This is a genomic window from Thalassovita sp. (assembly GCF_965218685.1).
Classification (GTDB): Bacteria; Pseudomonadota; Alphaproteobacteria; order Rhodobacterales; family Rhodobacteraceae; genus Thalassobius.
On sequence record NZ_OZ244657.1, the window covers coordinates 2,932,330 to 2,949,384 of the forward strand.

At 59.1% G+C, this 17,055-nt stretch carries 7 protein-coding genes; 5 read left to right on the forward strand and 2 right to left on the reverse strand.

Going from position 1 to position 17,055, the window contains the following annotated elements:
• Nucleotides 1-2 precede the first annotated feature (2 nt).
• Both ACOQOQ_RS14440 and ACOQOQ_RS14445 read right to left on the reverse strand, forming a co-directional pair.
• The gene (locus tag ACOQOQ_RS14440) at nt 3-2,495 is read right to left on the reverse strand and encodes an Hsp70 family protein (protein ID WP_420567691.1); all 2,493 of its coding nucleotides are present in this window, start codon (nt 2,493-2,495) and stop codon (nt 3-5) included.
• Nucleotides 2,492-2,860 carry a hypothetical protein gene (locus ACOQOQ_RS14445; RefSeq protein ID WP_420567692.1) on the reverse strand — a complete coding sequence of 123 codons (369 nt, stop codon included), beginning with the start codon at nt 2,858-2,860 and terminating at the stop codon, nt 2,492-2,494. Before ACOQOQ_RS14445 ends, ACOQOQ_RS14440 begins: the two co-directional genes overlap by 4 nt.
• 601 nt (nt 2,861-3,461) lie before the next feature.
• On the opposite strand from ACOQOQ_RS14445, the gene ACOQOQ_RS14450 reads away from it, so the two are divergent.
• The 5 genes from ACOQOQ_RS14450 to ACOQOQ_RS14470 are packed head-to-tail and all read left to right on the forward strand — an operon-like array spanning nt 3,462 to nt 17,053.
• On the forward strand, nt 3,462-4,349 hold the full coding sequence (locus tag ACOQOQ_RS14450; RefSeq protein WP_420567693.1) for a WYL domain-containing protein: 888 nt from the start codon (nt 3,462-3,464) through the stop codon (nt 4,347-4,349).
• Complete coding sequence (locus ACOQOQ_RS14455; protein ID WP_420567694.1) at nt 4,346-9,526, forward strand: DEAD/DEAH box helicase; 5,181 nt, start codon at nt 4,346-4,348, stop codon at nt 9,524-9,526. The genes ACOQOQ_RS14450 and ACOQOQ_RS14455 overlap by 4 nt, the downstream gene beginning before the upstream one ends.
• Nucleotides 9,527-9,582: 56 nt before the next feature.
• Nucleotides 9,583-12,294, forward strand: coding sequence for a DEAD/DEAH box helicase (locus ACOQOQ_RS14460; protein WP_420567695.1), 2,712 nt, complete (start codon nt 9,583-9,585; stop codon nt 12,292-12,294).
• Between the two features lie 2 nt (nt 12,295-12,296).
• Nucleotides 12,297-16,301 carry an Eco57I restriction-modification methylase domain-containing protein gene (locus ACOQOQ_RS14465; RefSeq protein ID WP_420567696.1) on the forward strand — a complete coding sequence of 1,335 codons (4,005 nt, stop codon included), beginning with the start codon at nt 12,297-12,299 and terminating at the stop codon, nt 16,299-16,301.
• Nucleotides 16,301-17,053: an HNH endonuclease gene (locus ACOQOQ_RS14470; protein ID WP_420567697.1), complete on the forward strand. Its 753-nt coding sequence runs from the start codon at nt 16,301-16,303 to the stop codon at nt 17,051-17,053. Before ACOQOQ_RS14465 ends, ACOQOQ_RS14470 begins: the two co-directional genes overlap by 1 nt.
• The last annotated feature ends 2 nt before the right edge of the window (nt 17,054-17,055 follow it).

Genomic DNA, 17,055 nt, shown 5'->3' on the forward strand with positions numbered 1-17,055 from the left:
CGTTAACTCCTAAGGATATTTGCGCTTGCCAGCATATCATCCTCAGGACCGGCCCCAATACGCTCGCCGTCCAATCGGGCGACCACCGCACGCAACATATCCATATCGTCAGCGTTAAGTGCTGCCGTCCCTTCTGCCACGAGTTCTGCATGTTTTTCTTGGTCAGGGAAGAGGTGGGGCTCTTGGCTCATCCACCTAAATCGATCGATTACGAAACCGTCTTGCCGCCACAAGATCGCAGCCACACGGCCACGTAGATCGTCGAGTAGACTCTCAAAATCGCTACTTCCATTGTCGATCGATCTTTGCGCCGTTCTGGCTAGGTTATCGAAACTGGACACTTCGGTCGGACGAGCCATGCCCCGAACTACAGAGTCAAAAACTCCGATCGTTTTGTCCAAGTCAAGCTGGCGTATCTCCCTGCGATGGCTATTGCGGGTCTGCGCCAAGAGCCTCCGAGCTTCCTGCACATCGTCCATCGCTTGCTTTGCGGCTTCAGGATCCCCTTGGTTGCTCTGCGCTGAAGTAGCGCTTTCAAGCTTTTGCCGCGCCTGATCCAATCTCTCATCAGCGACCGTGGAAGCAATCTCATTCAAGCGATCCAAAGTTTGATCAGTCTGCTCTTGGATGTTCTTGGCTTGATTGGTGTAGTCAATTCTCCCTTCCTGGCTCGAGTAGAAGTTGCGAGTATTTTCAAATGATGCCCCAATTGATGGAACCTCCACCTCTAAGCGGATACCACCCGAATCCAACATTTCGTACTCACAAATGAGCTCAGCTCCAGCCGCAATCACTCCATCATCGAAATCTGAACCCTTAATTTCTAACATGCCTACAAATCGATTGTCGGTGATTGGCTCCGAAATATCCCCTTCCCAAATTTTGAATTTGATCGAACTTGAGCTGCCCGATTTTAATGACTCCGCAGCCTTAAAGGCCTTTCTGCCTCTCTTCGGAAGCTGATCACCTTCTCGCACTAGGTAGTCAAGTACTGCACGGCCGCCGACCTTCTCTCTCGCCTCAACTCCAATCGAGTGAGATGCAGGAATAGCATCAACACTCGCCGCGGTCCTCGTAATTATGATCCTGTCTTCTTGCAGGGCTATCGGCGCACCATTTGAATCGAAAACAAATACCTTGAAGGCATTTTGACCGGGCTTCGAAAGCGACAGTTCTACCGATGCACCGTCAGTCAGTGATTGACGCCCCGATGACCAGCCGGTGTCGAGACTATCAATCTGAAATTCGAGGCCGTCCGGCGAAACACTTCCAACCTTCGTGACGACACGTGCGCGGGTGTCGGGCGTCCGAGCAATATAATTGAAATTGAGATCCAGCTGCGCACCAGCGCTAATTGCGCCTCTTGAGCTCTTTCGTCCCCGCCCCTGTGACGACCAGTCAATCGACTCCGCGAAAACGGCCGCTCCCTCAGCGACTGCAGCCATTGGGTTCACCTCAGTCGATGCCGCAATGCCGAGCTCGAATGCAACCTTGTCGCGCAGTGGCTTGTATTGTGCAGGGCCACCAACAAATACTATTCTTTCCACATCATGGGGCGATAATCCCGCTTTTTCGAGCGTTTCCCGAGTTGCCATGATTGATTCATCAACCTTTGGCGCAATCAGGGAATCGTAGAGGTCGCGCCCGACGGTAATATCGATGTACATCTCTTCGTCCGCTTCATCCCGAACGCCAAGCTCTGTTTCGGGAAGACTTATTATCGCACTTTCTCTCTGTGAAAGTTCGATCTTAGCCTTTTCTGCGGCCCAAGTCGCCATCCGTAATAGCGATTTGTATTTGCCGTTGACGACAAGGTCGTCGGGAAGGCTGAAATTCTCAAAGAGCCATGGCTTTATAACACTGTCAAAGAGAATCCGGTCAAAGTCACGTCCTCCACACATGGCGATCCCGCCATGCGCCAGGAGATTTACCCGGCCAGCAATGCTTTCCGCGATAGCGACGTCCAAAGTACCACCGCCGATGTCATAAACCACAAAAATGCCGTCGGACTTTCGCTGCTGCATGACGCTCATCACCGCAGCGACGGGCTCTTGCATCAAAGCCACTCGCCCTATCCCAGCTGAGTCCGCAGCTGACATTGTCGCATCCTTCTGCATCTGATTAAATGCAGCGGGCACAGTAATCACGGTCCCCGTATCGCCATCGCCTCGGATTTCTTCTGGAAGATAGCCGAACAGAACACGGAGAATTTCGGCAGAGCATTCCTCAGGCGTTAAAACAATGTCAACAGCTGGAAGCTTGATAGGGGTGCTGGTTCCCATCAGCCGCTTAAAGAGTGTTGCGGCGTTATCAGGATTACGGGCAGCATTATTGTAAGCCCTGGAGCCCACATATTTATTGCCGCGCCGATCTATAAAGATTGCTGAAGGTGTAACGTCATGTTGCTCTGGGCTCTTATAGAGCCGGACGACTTCGCCGTCATAAGAGCAAATGGCACTGTTCGTGGTGCCCAGATCGATCCCGACATACTTCATTGTTCCACTTTCCTCACCATCACGGTACCAGACTTCCGCACCCCCTCTTCATCCATTACAATCGGCTCCACCATTTGATCGACAATCAATACGTCGTCTGGTCCAAAATCTGTTATGTTGAGGGCGGAAGCGGGAAGACCTGGGTCATACGGCTGACCTTCTAGGTTAACGATCCGTAAGCCGTTACCCTCCAAATTTTCTGCCAATCGTTTCTGGTAGTATCTAAGTTGATTCACGTATCGATTGGATTCTCCAGCATCGAGCTTTTCTATCATTCGAGAGAATGTTCTTGAAAACCTCCAACCCTCAATTGCCATCTCGATCAGCGAGGAGCGCATTTTTTCTTCTCTTTCCGAAATTTCCACCACTTCTCGCTCCTACGCTTTCCTTACGCTTTCTGATCCAAGAGTATTCATTCTCGAGTCACTTTTTTCTATCGATGCATTTCCTTGCATATGGTCATTGCACTCTCAGCAGCATGTAATGCTTAAACGCCCCTCCCAGAACAATCGAGGTTCAACGAACTTGAGACGCTGTTCGATCCCCCGGCATAGTTCAGTCTTGCTCCTGTCCATGCTCCGCTCCCGCCCAGCCCTGTGCGCACTCGAACTGTGCGCGTCCAATTTCTGTTCTGTCCTGTACTGTAGCTACGCGGGACAGCGCGAGCAATCGTAAAGAAGCGCATTGGCTCGCGATTTTCCCAAGTTCTGTCGAGGATTGCAGCCAATGCATCCGTCGCTATCCGCATAAGCTCTGCGTCGAGGTGAGCGAATTGCGCTGTGGTCTGGTCCGGTGACTGGCCGCCCCAGCAATTGCCGTTTCCATGCAAAAACCGCGCATTCGACGACATCCTTCCCTTGATTTCGAAGCATTTCGATTGAACCCTAGACGACTACCCGCTAGCGTGAAGTCAGCACAAAAAATGGGCGCGTACAATAATCGTACGCGCCGAGTTGGGAGTGCGAAGTGGAAAACGTCAAGCCAGAGCTTCGTTGGGGAGTCGCGCAGCGCCTCGAATTCATCGAGTTCCGTTTGTTTTGGGAGGGGCATGTGAACCGAAGCGATTTGATGGAGCAGTTTGGACTGTCGGTGAACCAAGCGTCCGCCGATCTGAACCGCTACATCGGCTTCGCGCCGGACAACATGGTCTACGATAAGAGCGCTCGGACCTATGTCCGCGGCTTGGACTTCGAGGCGCAGTTCCTAGAGCCCGATGCGAGCCGCTACCTCGCGCAGCTGCGGTCACTCTCTGACGGAATCCTCGACCGCGAGGATTCCTGGATAGCCAATCTCCCGCCCTACGCTTCTGCCCCAACGCCAGTGCGTCGCGTCAACCCGGTGACCCTCCGCTCGGTCGTTGGCGCCATACGTCGGTCAGAGGCGGTCGAGGTGAAGTACCAGTCTCTGTCCAACCCGGAGCCCCGCTGGCGCTGGATTGCGCCCCACGCCATCGCGTTCGACGGCTTCCGCTGGCACACGCGAGCGTTCTGTCTGAACGATGAGTGCTTCAAGGACTTCCTATTGTCCCGGATGCTGAAGATCCGAGGTGCACAGGAGACCGAAGCCTCGGCCGCCGACGACAGCGACTGGCACTCCGATGTCACGCTGGAGATCGCCCCCCACCCCGACCTCTCGGATACGCAAGCAAAGGTTATCGCGCTCGACTACGGCATGCGAAGCGGCAAGGCGATGATCAAGGTCAGGCGCGCACTTCTCTATTACGCGCTGAAAAGGCTTGGCCTCGACACGGATCCGGCGGCGAGGATGCCGCAAGACCAGCAGATTGTTCTTCTGAACCGCAAAGCCATCTTTGCCCACAGCGAAGCAGCAAGTAGCTTCAAGGATCAGACATGAAGGCCTTCGATTTTGACCATCACCTAATCGGGTCCTATGAGCGTTTCTCGCGTTCTTTCAGCGCCATTCGTGCCGAAGATCTTCGTACAGAAATCGACGCGCAGTATGATGCTGGACGATTTTGGCCGGACGCGCTCTTGTCGTTGAACCCGCGGTACCTCTCAGGCCCCACCGTGGATGATCTCGTCCTGTCTGGCGATTTGGACGAAGGGACCGGCAGAGTATTCCGCTTTGGCGAAACACCTCTGCGGTTTCACAGACACCAGGCGGAGTCTATTGCCAAGGCGAAGTCGGGGAAAAGCTATGTGGTCACAACGGGCACGGGCTCTGGCAAATCGCTATGCTTCTTCGTGCCGGTGGTCGATTCCATCATTCGGGCTCTGCGCATCGGTAAGCCTCGAACAACTCGCGCAATTATAGTCTATCCAATGAATGCTCTGGCGAACAGCCAGATGAAGGAAATCGAGAAATTCATCGGGCAGTCAGGGCTTCCGGACGCCCTCAAGCCAGTTGTCAAACGCTACACTGGGCAAGAAAGCCAAGAGGAACGTCAACGGATCGCGGCCAATCCGCCAGATATCCTGCTCACGAACTACATGATGGCGGAGCTCCTGCTGACCCGCCAAGACGACCTGGACGCCCAAGTGGTCAAGAACGCGACCGGTCTTGAATTCATCATCCTCGACGAACTCCACACCTATAGAGGGCGCCAAGGTGCGGATGTGGCGGTGCTCGTTCGGCGGCTGCGCGACCGTTGCTCCCCTGACAAGGCTCCGATCTGCATAGGTACATCGGCGACGATGGCTTCAGAAGGCACCGAAGAAAGCCGAGCGGTCGCCGTGGCCAAAGTCGCGACAAGGCTCTTCGGCTCCGAGATCGGCCCGGATGCCGTAATCGACGAGTCCCTGCAACGGGCCACCGACGACAACATCACTCTCGCGCAAGCGACCGCCGCGCTGGCTGATGCGTTGCGACAGCCTCTCCCGACGAGCTTGGATGACGAGCAACTCAAGAAGCACCCGCTCGCGGTATGGGCCGAGCTTGCGCTCGGACTCGATGACGGGCTGGAGCTGAAACGAAAGAAGCCCATCCCCTTCGAGGACGCCGTCAGACGATTGGCCGACGACAGTGGGGTCGACGCGGAGCGGTGTCGGACACAGCTAGAAGGCTTCCTGACGCTGGTAAGCCTTCCCGCAGATCAGCGCGGTGGGACGGGGGACGGAGCGTTTCTCGCATTCAAGTTGCACAGGTTCATCTCCGGCGCTGGCGAGGTCTTCACCACGCTTACGGACAAGCCGCGCACCGTTCTTTTCGAGGGTCAACTCGAGGATCCCGATGCTCCGGGTAACCGGCTTTACCCAACACGCTTCTGCAGAAACTGCGGACACGAATACCACGTCGTCACCAAGAACGAGGATGACGGCCACATCAGGTTTCTCCCCCGCAATATCGACGATACGCCGCTGGAAACCGAAGACGACGATGATGTGGCGGGATATCTCTGCCCGGCTCCAGACAACTATCCTGATTTCGCCTTCGATGGCGACTTGAACGGCTACCCGGAGAGCTGGCTCGAAGAGCGCAATGGCATCGAACGGCTGCGGTCCTATCGCAAGAAGCGCGCGCCCATCTCCTATGTAGTGACGCCAGACGGCCGGCATGGCGCCGGTGGGAGAGCGTTCTGGTTCATCCCCGGTAAATTTGCATTCTGCCTCTGCTGCAAGGACGAGCCTAACCAGGGGATGCGTGAGCGCAGTAAGCTGGCGGGCCTCTCTGGCGAAGGGAGGAGCTCCGCGACGACCCTTCTCGTGTCCAGTGCTCTCGAGTGGATGAACAAGCCGACGAGCGGTGTTCCAAAGACAAAGCGCAAGCTGCTGGGGTTTACGGACAATCGGCAAGACGCGGCGCTTCAGTCCGGCCACTTCAACGATTTTCTGTTCGTGAGCCTCCTGCGTGGGGCCATTCTGCGGGCGATAATGGCAGCAGGCTCCGATGGGCTGGCCGAGGACGAGTTCGGTCTCAGCGTCGTCAAGGCACTCGGCTTCACGTCTGCTAACAAGGACGCGCGCGCTCATTGGATGCTCGACCCATCGGCTGGTGCCGTAATTCGCGAAGATGCCCAGCGCGCTCTCGCAAAAGTCCTGGCCCACCGAGTCTGGACTGATCTCCGAAGGGGTTGGCGCTACACCAACCCCAGCCTCTCCGTTCTGAAGCTTCTCGATGTTGAGTTCGTCGGCGTCGCCGACATGGCATCAGACCGGGGAAGGCTGATGACAGCCCTGCCCGAGCTCGGCGATCAATCAGAAGAACAGAGAGCCATCCTGCTAAAGACCGTGCTGGGCGCAATGCTCGAAGGGCTGGCCGTAAATACGGAAGCCCTCGACCTGACTGTCCTGGACGGCGTCGCGCAGAAATCACGTTCGCTGTTGCGCGCTCCGTGGGCGATAGATGCCAAGGAGAACCCGCGCGGACGGTCGTCGCTGCTTCTGCGCGCGCCAGGCAAGAACGCCGTGGGACTTCGGGAGGAGCAGACGCTACTGCGCGCTGGCCACAACTCGCGCATAGCTCGGCTGATCAACAAGAAAAGCGTGCTGGGTGCAAAGCTCGGGCGGGACGACTACCTCGAGTTCTTCTCGCGCCTCCTTGAGCTATTCGCCGATGAGGGCTTGATAGTCCCGGTTGAGCTCGACGCTGATCTCGTAGGCTGGAGGCTGACACCCTCTGCCGTCCGCCTTGTGCCCGGTCCCGCGCTTTCCGACGAAAGCCAGCGGGGAAACCGATACTTCCACGATCTGTACGCATCGATTGCGGACGATCTGGCATCGGGTCATAGTGCTTATTGGGGGCTGGAGGGGCGCGAGCACACCGCGCAGGTTTCCCAAAGGCAGCGTGAATGGCGTGAGTGGCGGTTCAGGTATGAAGACGACGACCTCGAAAATCTCAACACCTCGGAGTATCGGACCGAAATCAAGACCACCGGTGAATCCGACCAGTTCCTTCCAGCGCTGTTCTGCTCGCCGACCATGGAGCTTGGGGTCGACATCTCGGCGCTCAATGCAGTTTATCTCAGGAACGTCCCCCCAACGCCCGCCAACTACGCGCAACGCGCTGGCCGCTCGGGCCGGTCTGGCCAGGCAGCGGTTGTGGTGACGTACTGCGCATCGGGTTCTCCACACGACCAATACTTCTTCGAGCGTCGCAATGACATGGTGGCGGGTGTCGTGCGGCCACCTGCGCTGGACATCACGAACGAGGAACTGGTGCGTTCGCACCTGCATGCGGTTTGGCTTGCTGAGAGCCGCCTGGCCCTCAAACCAGACATCCCGGATATCCTCGACCTTGGTGGCGACCGCTATCCGCTGAAGGAAGAGATCCTAACCACCATTTCCAAATCGGATCTTGTCTCCCGCGCGCGCGCACCAATGCAGCGGGTGCTCGAGCAGATTTTGGCCGCCGATCAAGGAGTGTTGCCTGTCTGGATGGAGGATCCGGAAGAGTTTGTGCTTCACGTGGCAATGAACGCGCCGAAGGAATTCGACCGCGCGTTTGACCGTTGGCGCGAGCTCTACAATTCTGCTCGCACTCAGCTGGCCGAAGCCAATGCCCGATCAGAGATAACAGGGCTCTCGGCTGTCGACCGCCGCAAGATCAAGGCCGCACAGATGCAGGCCAGCGACCAGATTGCGATCCTGGAACAAGGAAAGGCATCGAACGGATCGGACTTCTATTCGTATCGCTACCTCGCGACGGAGGGCTTCCTTCCCGGCTACAATTTCCCGCGCCTGCCGCTCTATGCATTCGTGCCTGGCGAGGGAAAAACCGGCTCGTTCCTCTCTCGCGCGCGCTTTCTTGCGATATCGGAATTTGGACCGCGCAGTCTGATCTACCACGAAGGTCGCGCCTACCGGGTGATGAAGGCAAAGCTCCCTCCAGAGGTTCGCGAAGGCGACGGATCGGAACTCGCGACCAAGGACATCTACATTTGCGCCAACTGCGGAGCCTGCCACGAAGGAGAGGTAGAGCGCTGCCATGGCTGCGACGCACACATGGCCGGAGAGGTGCCCATTAAGCGCACGCTCCGCATCGACAATGTGGAAGCCGCCCCCACTGAACGCATCACCGCGAACGATGAAGAGCGCGTGCGACAGGGCTTCGACATCCAGACCGTATTTTCGTGGCCGAAGAAGGACGATCAGTTACAGGTCACGAACGCAGAATTCAAATGTGGCGAGACTTCTCTGCTCGCACTGCAATACGCCAACAGCGCCGAGATTAGTCGGCTGAACAAGGGTCTGAAGCGCCGAAAGGACCAGACGGTTTTCGGTTTCAATATCGATCCCCGTACAGGCTACTGGGCAAAATCTGAGGACGAGGATGCGGAGACCGACACTCCGCCCGATGTAGTCAAGCCAGTGCGGATCGTGCCGATCGTCAGGGACCGCAAGAACGCGCTTCTATTCCGCTTCAAGAAGCCGGAAAACTTTGACCCAAGCACGATCACCACCGTTCAGCATGCGCTCTTGCGTGGGATCGAGGTCGTCTACCAGCTTGAAGAAGGCGAAGTTCTAAGTGAGCCGCTTCCAGCTCGCGATAACCGCCGCGCCATCCTTGCCTACGAAGCCACGGAAGGAGGGGCCGGTGTTCTTACGCGCTTGATGGATAATCCAGAAGCGATCAGCGAGGTCGCGCGGACGGCACTCGGGCTCATGCACTTCGAAAACATCGATGCGGCTGTCGCAAGCGGAGACGCTAGCATGCTGACGGAGAAAGCCGACGATGCCTGCGTCAGAGGGTGCTACCGCTGCCTGTTGTCGTACTTCAACCAGCCGGACCATGAGCAGATTGACCGCGGCAGCGAAGAGGTTACCCAGCTGTTGGTTGACCTTGCGCGCGGTCGCACGGTCCTTGAGCGGCGTGCCGCGCCAGACGGCGCGTCGTCACCGTGGCTGAAGGCGTTTGAGGCTGCTGGTCTCCCGCAGGTCGACACCATTGGCCTCAGCTTTGCCGGTGCGGAAGCGGAATTCGTATGGCGCGGGCACTTTGTCGCCGCAACGAGCCAGGCGGTTTCCGCAGACATGGCCAGTGAAGCAGCCAACAAAGGCTGGGAATTGGTCGCTCTTCCAGCATCGGCCGAGGCCGGCGTCCCCAAACAGCTACTTGATCTATTGAAAGGGTAATCCTTGTGCTGAGTTTCTCACCAGGTGATTTGGTTCGGGCTCGAGGCCGAGAATGGGTGGCCCTTCCCGCCCCACGCGCGGGGGTTCTTGCGCTTCGGCCGCTGTCGGGAAACGAAAACGACATTGTTGTCCTTGATCCCAAACTGGAAATCGCGTCGGTTGAAGCGGCGCGGTTCGACCTCCCCGAGGACGCGCGCACCACTGTCCAGGCCAAGGCTGCGCTCTTGGCGGACGCGCTGCGGCTCACACTTCGCCGTGGCGCTGGCCCATTCCGATCTGCCGCGCAGCTCGCATTCGAACCTCGCACGTATCAACTTGTGCCATTGCTCATGGCGCTCAGGCTGCAGGTGCCACGTCTGCTGATCGCGGACGATGTTGGCATCGGCAAGACCATAGAAGCAGGCTTGATCCTGCGAGAGTTCATGGACCGCGGAGAAGTTGATGCATTCACGGTTCTTTGCCCGCCCCACCTCGTGGATCAGTGGATCATCGAGCTCAAGGATCGGTTCGGAATCGACGCAGCCGCGGTGACTTCCGGCACAGCGGCACGTCTCGAGCGAAATCTGCCGCTCGCTCAGACCCTTTTCGACGCTTACCCTTACACGGTTGTCAGTCTCGATTACATTAAGGCCGAGAAGCGACGGGAGGGGTTCGCGCGGGCCTGTCCCGACTTCGTGATCGTTGATGAAGCCCACGCTTGTGTGGGCACCCACAAAGGCAAACAGCAGCGTTTCGATTTGCTACAGGGACTCGCTAAGGACGCGGAGCGCCGGTTCATCATGCTCACGGCCACACCGCATTCGGGCGATGAGGAAGCATTTGCAAGACTGCTCTCACTGATCGACCAGGACTTCGCCACGCTGGATTTCGAAAGCGCGAGATACCGAGAGCGCCTTGCGAGGCACTTTGTCCAGCGGCGTCGCGTGGACCTCGTCGAGGGCGATTGGCACGAGGACCGATCATTCCCGAAACACGAAACTACTGAGCACGCCTATCGGCTCTCGCCAGAGCACCTGGCGTTCCAGGAAGCCGTTCTGGACTATTGCCTCGAGGTTGTCTCGAAAGCGGGAGAGCAAAAGAGGGATCAGCGTCTGGCGTTCTGGGGCACTCTCGCTCTCATGCGCTGCGTCGGTTCCTCGCCCGCCGCGGCGTTGAGTGCGCTGAGAAATCGTGCCGCCAACGAAGCAGAGCGTCTCGAACCGCAGATCTATGACGAGGACGGTGACGACGAAGATGCCGTGGACATCGAACCGAGCACGGCATTCTCGGATGATCCCGCACTCCATGCACTCATCGATCAGGCTGGCGATCTCTTCGAAGCGAAGGATCCGAAACTCGATGCTCTCGTCGGTGCGCTCAAGCCGCTGATCAAGAGTGGTGCAAACCCGGTCGTCTTCTGCAGGTACTTGGCCACCGCCGAACACGTGAAATCAGGCCTGCGGAAAGCTTTCCCAAAGCTGATCATCGAGTCCGTAACTGGAGAGCTGACCCCGGACGAGCGCCGCGATCGCGTCGCGGAGATGGCGCTGGAGGATGCGGAAAAAAGTGCGCAGAGAGTTCTAGTGGCGACTGACTGCCTCTCAGAAGGCATCAACCTGCAGCAACTTTTCGATATGGTTGTTCATTACGATCTTTCGTGGAATCCGACCCGACATCAACAGCGTGAAGGACGGGTGGACCGCTTCGGTCAACCGGCCGAGCTGGTCCGTTCGATCATGATGTTCTCGCCGGACAGTGCCATCGATGGTGCCGTCCTCGATGTGATCCTGCGGAAAGCCGAGGAAATCAGGAAGGCTACCGGGGTGACGGTTCCTCTGCCTGACGAGCGCGGACCGGTCACAGACGCGCTGATGTCCGCAATGATGCTCCGCCGTGGTGGGCACAAGCAGTTGACTCTCGACCTTCGCCTCGAGGATGGCACGAAGGTCATGGAAGCGCGTTGGCGCGATGCCAGCGAGAACGAGAAAAAATCGCGTGCTAGATTCGCGCAGAACGCGATGAAGCCCGCTGAGGTGGCGCCGGAGTGGGACAAGGTCAGAAGCCTGCTCGGCTCACCCGAGGACACTAAGCTTTTCATTGAGCGCGCGATGTCGCGGTTCGGTGTCCCGCTCGAGAAGAAACGGCACATCTACATCGCTCACGTGCACGCGCTACAGCAGACCTTGAAGGAGAAGCTTGAACAGCGCGGCCTTGAGAAATCCGTGAGGCTCGCAACCGCGGAGCCTGCTCCCTCTGGCACTTCACTCTTGACGAGAACGCATCCGCTGACAGCATCGCTCGCCGAGAGCCTTGTCGAGGCGTCGTTGGATCAGGAGGCACTTCCAGACCTTGGCATTGGCCGCGTCGGTGCTTGGCCGACAACAGCGGTCTCGGCGATGACGCGCGTTGCCCTGCTGCGTGTTCGGTACAAGCTCACGATCCACGCCAGAAAGGAGCGGCTGCTTCTGGCCGAAGAAGCAGCGCTGGTTGCCCTCCAGGGCACAGGCGTCGTGGCGACCGGCGAAGACGTCCGCAACATGCTCAGCACGCCGGCCACTGCCGATCTCGCGGCGATCGCACGAGATCGGATGATCAATGCCGCCAAGGCGGACCTGCCCGATTTGCTCAATGGACCCTTGGCGGACTTCGTCAAACAGCGGGCCGCGGAACTCGTCGAGGATCACGCTCGTCTGCGTGCTGCGGCCGGATCCATCTCCCGCGTCAGCGTCGAAGCGGTCCTTCCGCCGGACGTGATCGGCTTGTTCGTCCTCATGCCGGGCGAGGTGTGATCATGGCGCGCAAACCAATCTCAGACATGTCTGCATGGCCCTCGCTCGGCCTTGAGGGCAACCTGATCGCGCCCGCGATGATCGCCAGGATCGACCAGCGGGATGCCCCGGAACAGGCGCCGGAGGACTACGCCGTCCGCAAGGGCCTCACGATCCGCGAGGAAATCTCGACGGCATTCCGGGTCGGCCAATCTCATTTCGATGCCTTCGCGAAGCTCGAGGCTCCTTCGCAGGACGCCACACGGCGTTTCATCGTCGGCCTCTTCAAGGAGACCTTCGGGTTCCACGACCTGACACCGGCCGATGCGCCGCTCGCCTTGATCGCCAGCGGGAGGGTTCCGCTGGTAGTCGTGCCGCCGAGCGAGACGTTGGACCGCCGCAGCCCGACCCTTTCCGTCGATCGCTCCCGCTCGCCCGCCTTCGCGCTTCAGGACTACCTCAACGACTCCGAGGAAGCACTATGGGGCATCGTCACCAACGGCTCCCACCTGCGCCTCATGCGTGACAACGCTTCCCTTACTCGCCCCGCCTACATCGAAGCGGACCTCGCCCAGATCTTCTCGACCGAGGACATCGCGTCGTTTGCCGCGCTCTGGCTCATCATTCACCGGTCACGCTTCGGCGCCGCCAACACCCCGGCCACCGACTGTCCGCTCGAGCGGTGGCGTGAGGCAGGCTCTCGCGAGGGCGAGGCCGCGCGTGACCGCCTGGCTGACCAGGTCCAGATCGCGCTCAAGGTGCTGGGCTCGGGCTTCCTCGAGGCCAACCCCGAGCTCGCGGCCAAACTGAAATCCGGCGAGGTGAACCTCACCACCTGGTTCAACGAACTCCTCCGCCTCGTCTACCGGCTGATCTTCCTGATGGTCGGCGAGGACAGAAACCTCCTCCACCCGGCGAAGTCGAAGGCCGAGGCCCGGGCGCTCTACGCCGAGGGCTACAGCCTCGCGGCGTTGCGCAAGCAGTGCTACCGCGCCGCCACGTGGGACAAGCACCACGACCGCTACGAGGGCATCAAGATCGTCTTCCGAGCACTCGCCCACGGGCAGGAGGCGCTCGCCCTCCCGGCGCTTGGCGGCCTCTTCGCCGACGACAGGCTGCCCCACCTCGAGACCGCCCGTCTGCGCAACCGCGCCTTCATGGAGGCGCTCTATCGCCTCTCCTGGCTTGCCGACAAGACTGGCATGGTCCCCGTCAACTGGCGCGCGATGGAGACCGAGGAACTGGGCTCGGTCTATGAATCCCTCCTCGAACTTCAGCCCCAGCTGGGGGACGACGGCAAGACGCTCGTCTTTGCCTCCGAGGCGGCCGAGCAAAAGGGCAACCAGCGCAAGACCACCGGCTCCTACTACACGCCCGACAGCCTCGTGCAGGCGCTGCTCGACACAGCACTCGACCCCGTGCTCGACAAGACCGAGGCCGAGGCAGACGATCCCGCCAAGGCGCTGCTGAAGCTTTCGGTTATCGACCCCGCCTGCGGCTCGGGCCACTTCCTGCTGGCCGCCGCCCGCCGCATCGCCACGCGGCTTGCCCGCATCCGGGCCGAGGGCACGCCCTCGCTAGCCGACTTCCGCCACGCCCTGCGCGATGTCGCGCGCTGCTGCATCCACGGGGTGGACCGCAACCCGATGGCCGTGGAACTGACCAAGGTCGCGCTCTGGATCGAGACGGTGGACCCGGGCCTTCCCCTCGGCTTCTTCGATGCGCAGATCCGCTGCGGCGATGCGTTGCTGGGGGTCTTCGATCTGAAGGTGCTGGAGGATGGCATCCCCGATGCCGCCTACAAGCCGCTGACCGGCGACGACAAGGATGTCGCCAAGTTCTACGACCGCGCCAACAAGGACGCGAAAATGGGCCAGGGCACATTCGACTTCACCGGTGGCCGGTCCGACCTGCCCACCGCGCCGCTCTCGGCCGAGTTCTCCGATCTGCGCGATCTGCCCGAAGACACGGTGGAAGACGTCGAAGCCAAAGCAAAGGCCTACCGCTCGCTCCGCAAGCAGGACGCCTTCCTGCGCGCGCGCATGGGCTGCAACCTTTACACGGCCGCATTCCTGCTGCCGAAGACGGGAGAGGTGCCGAGCGGCGATTCCGAACGGACCGTGCCGACCTCGCAGGATGTCTGGCTCGCGGTCGGTCAGGGCAAAGGGCGGAAGCCCATCATGGAGAACGCAAAGGCGGCGACGCAGGCGCGGGCATTACACTGGCCTTTGGAGTTTCCGGACATCATCGGGCGCGGCGGGTTTAACGTGGTGCTTGGCAATCCACCATGGGAGCGGATCAAGCTGCAAGAGAAAGAATTTTTTGCTGCCCGCGATGCAGAAATAGCAACGGCAGCGAACAAAGCAGCGCGCGACAAACTGATTAAATCATTGCGCGCCGCAGAGAAGGGCACGGCCAAACGGGCCCTTTTTGAAGAGTTCCAGAAGGAAAAGCGTTTAAGCGAAGCGACTTCCACTTTCGTTCGCGTCAAGGGTGAAGAAGGCGGACGTTTCGCATTGACCGGCACTGGTGACGTCAACACCTATGCACTTTTTGCCGAACTGTTTGCACGATTGGTTGGCCCCAAAGGTCGATCCGGAGTGATTGTGCCCACGGGCATTGCAACAGATGCGACCACTGCACCATTCTTCGCTTGGCTCGTCGAAGAGAAGCGGATCGCAAGCCTTGTGGACTTCGAAAACTCCGCTCCCGTCTTTCCATCAGTACACCGAAGCTTTAAGTTTTGCCTTCTTACATTGGGTCGTAATGAGCCCGAGGCCCGCTTCGCATTCTTTTTGACTGTGACTGCTCAACTTTCTGAACCGGAGCGAAACTTCACCCTGGCTCCGGAGCAAATTTCTGCCATCAACCCTAATACGAAGACGGCGCCGGTATTTAGATCAAGAGCAGATGCTGAACTAACGGCGAAGATCTACGAAAATTCTGTTGTATTGATTGAGGATGGCAAAGGGCCCAGCGGAAACGCTTGGGGGATAAGCTTTGCGCGTCTCTTCGACATGTCGACGGACAGCGAGCTGTTCCGTTCTGCAGCAGATCTACAAGCCGCAGGATTTGTGCGTGATGGCATGGACTGGGTCGCTGAAGGTGTGCGTCCCGCACAAGCAACATTGGCTGTAGAAGGCGGGGGCGCTGGCTCTTTCAATCTTCAGAGTGGCGGACCACACAGCCGGAATCGCTATGTCCCGCTCTACGAAGCGAAGATGACTTGGCATTTCGACCACCGGGCAACATCGTACCACACTCGGGGTGACGAGCGAGGACATCGCGTTCTGCCACCAACGGAACTGAAGGACTACATCAATCCCGATTTCGAGGTCGAGCCTTTCTACTGGCTCGCCAAGTCAGACGTTGAAGCAAAGGTTGCTGAAAAGGCTGGAAAGCGGAATTTCCTTTTCGGCTGGAGGGATGTAACGACTGCCCGCGCCGAAAGAACAATGGTTCCGTGCATCATCCCGAGGGCAGCTGTGGGTGATACGTTTCTCCTGGCTTTTTCGGAAAGATCAACAAGCGAACTGGCGTGCATGTACGCGAATTGGGCCTCTTTGACCTTTGATTATGCGACCCGGCAAAAGATCGCATATGTGCACCTTAAGTATAATATCGTGAAACAACTCCCGGTGCTGCCACCAGACTTCTATTCAGAAAATCAAATTGGGTTCATTGTGCCCAAGGTGCTGGAACTCACCTACACCTCGCACAGCCTCGCTCCCTTTGCCCGCGATCTAGGCCATGACGGCCCGCCCTTCGCTTGGGACGAGGACCGACGCGCGCTCCTCCGCGCCGAGCTCGACGCCTTCTACGCCCGGGCCTACGGCCTGACCCGCGACGAGCTGTGCTACATCCTCGACCCCGCCGACGTGAAGGGCCCAGACTACCCCTCGGAAACCTTCCGCGTCCTCAAGGAAAAGGAAATCCGCCAACACGGCGAATACCGCACCCGCCGCCTCGTCCTCGCCGCCTGGGACCGGATGGAAGCCAACGGCGAATTCACGGCGATGGGGATGTGATGGTCGAAGCGCCCCAAACCTTTGTCACGCGGCAAGAGTGCGACAAGATTGCATTCCAGAACGGGTTTCGCCGGACGCATGGCGAAACTGACGGCTGGCGGCATTATACCTCAACCACTGCGCAAGGGTCGATCTGGCTTGCGCGGGGCGGCGACTGGCTGCTGGCGCTCGACCATGGCGGCGTGATCGCCGAAATCGGGCTGCCGCCCACCGATGTCGATGGCCCCGGCCTTGCGCGTTTTGCCTTTGGCGAGCTCGGCGCGCTTTATGCGGTGATGCCCCGCCTCTATCAGCTTGCCGCCAGCCTGCCCGACGCGCCGCTGGCAGTGTTCCGCGAAAGGGTGAAAAACTTGCCGCACAGCACCGAGGCCGAGCGGTTGGTGATGCAACGCGTGGGCCAGGACATCTTTCGCGCCTCGCTGATGGATTATTGGCAAGGTTGCTGCCCGCTGACCGGGATTTCCGACGCGGCGCTTTTGCGCGCCAGCCACATCATCCCGTGGAAGCAATGCGACACGGATGCCGAGCGGCTGAACGTGCATAACGGGCTCTTGCTGTCGGCGCTGTGGGACGCGGCCTTTGACAAGGGGCTGGTCAGCTTCGACGACGACGGGCGACCGACGTTTTCGCCTGGCCTCAGCGACGGCGCCCGCGAGGCACTGCTCTGGAACGCCCCGATCCCGCTCGGCCCCGAGCACCGCAAGCGGCTCGCCTGGCACCGCGCCACACTTTTTCAGCAAGATCAGCAATAGGA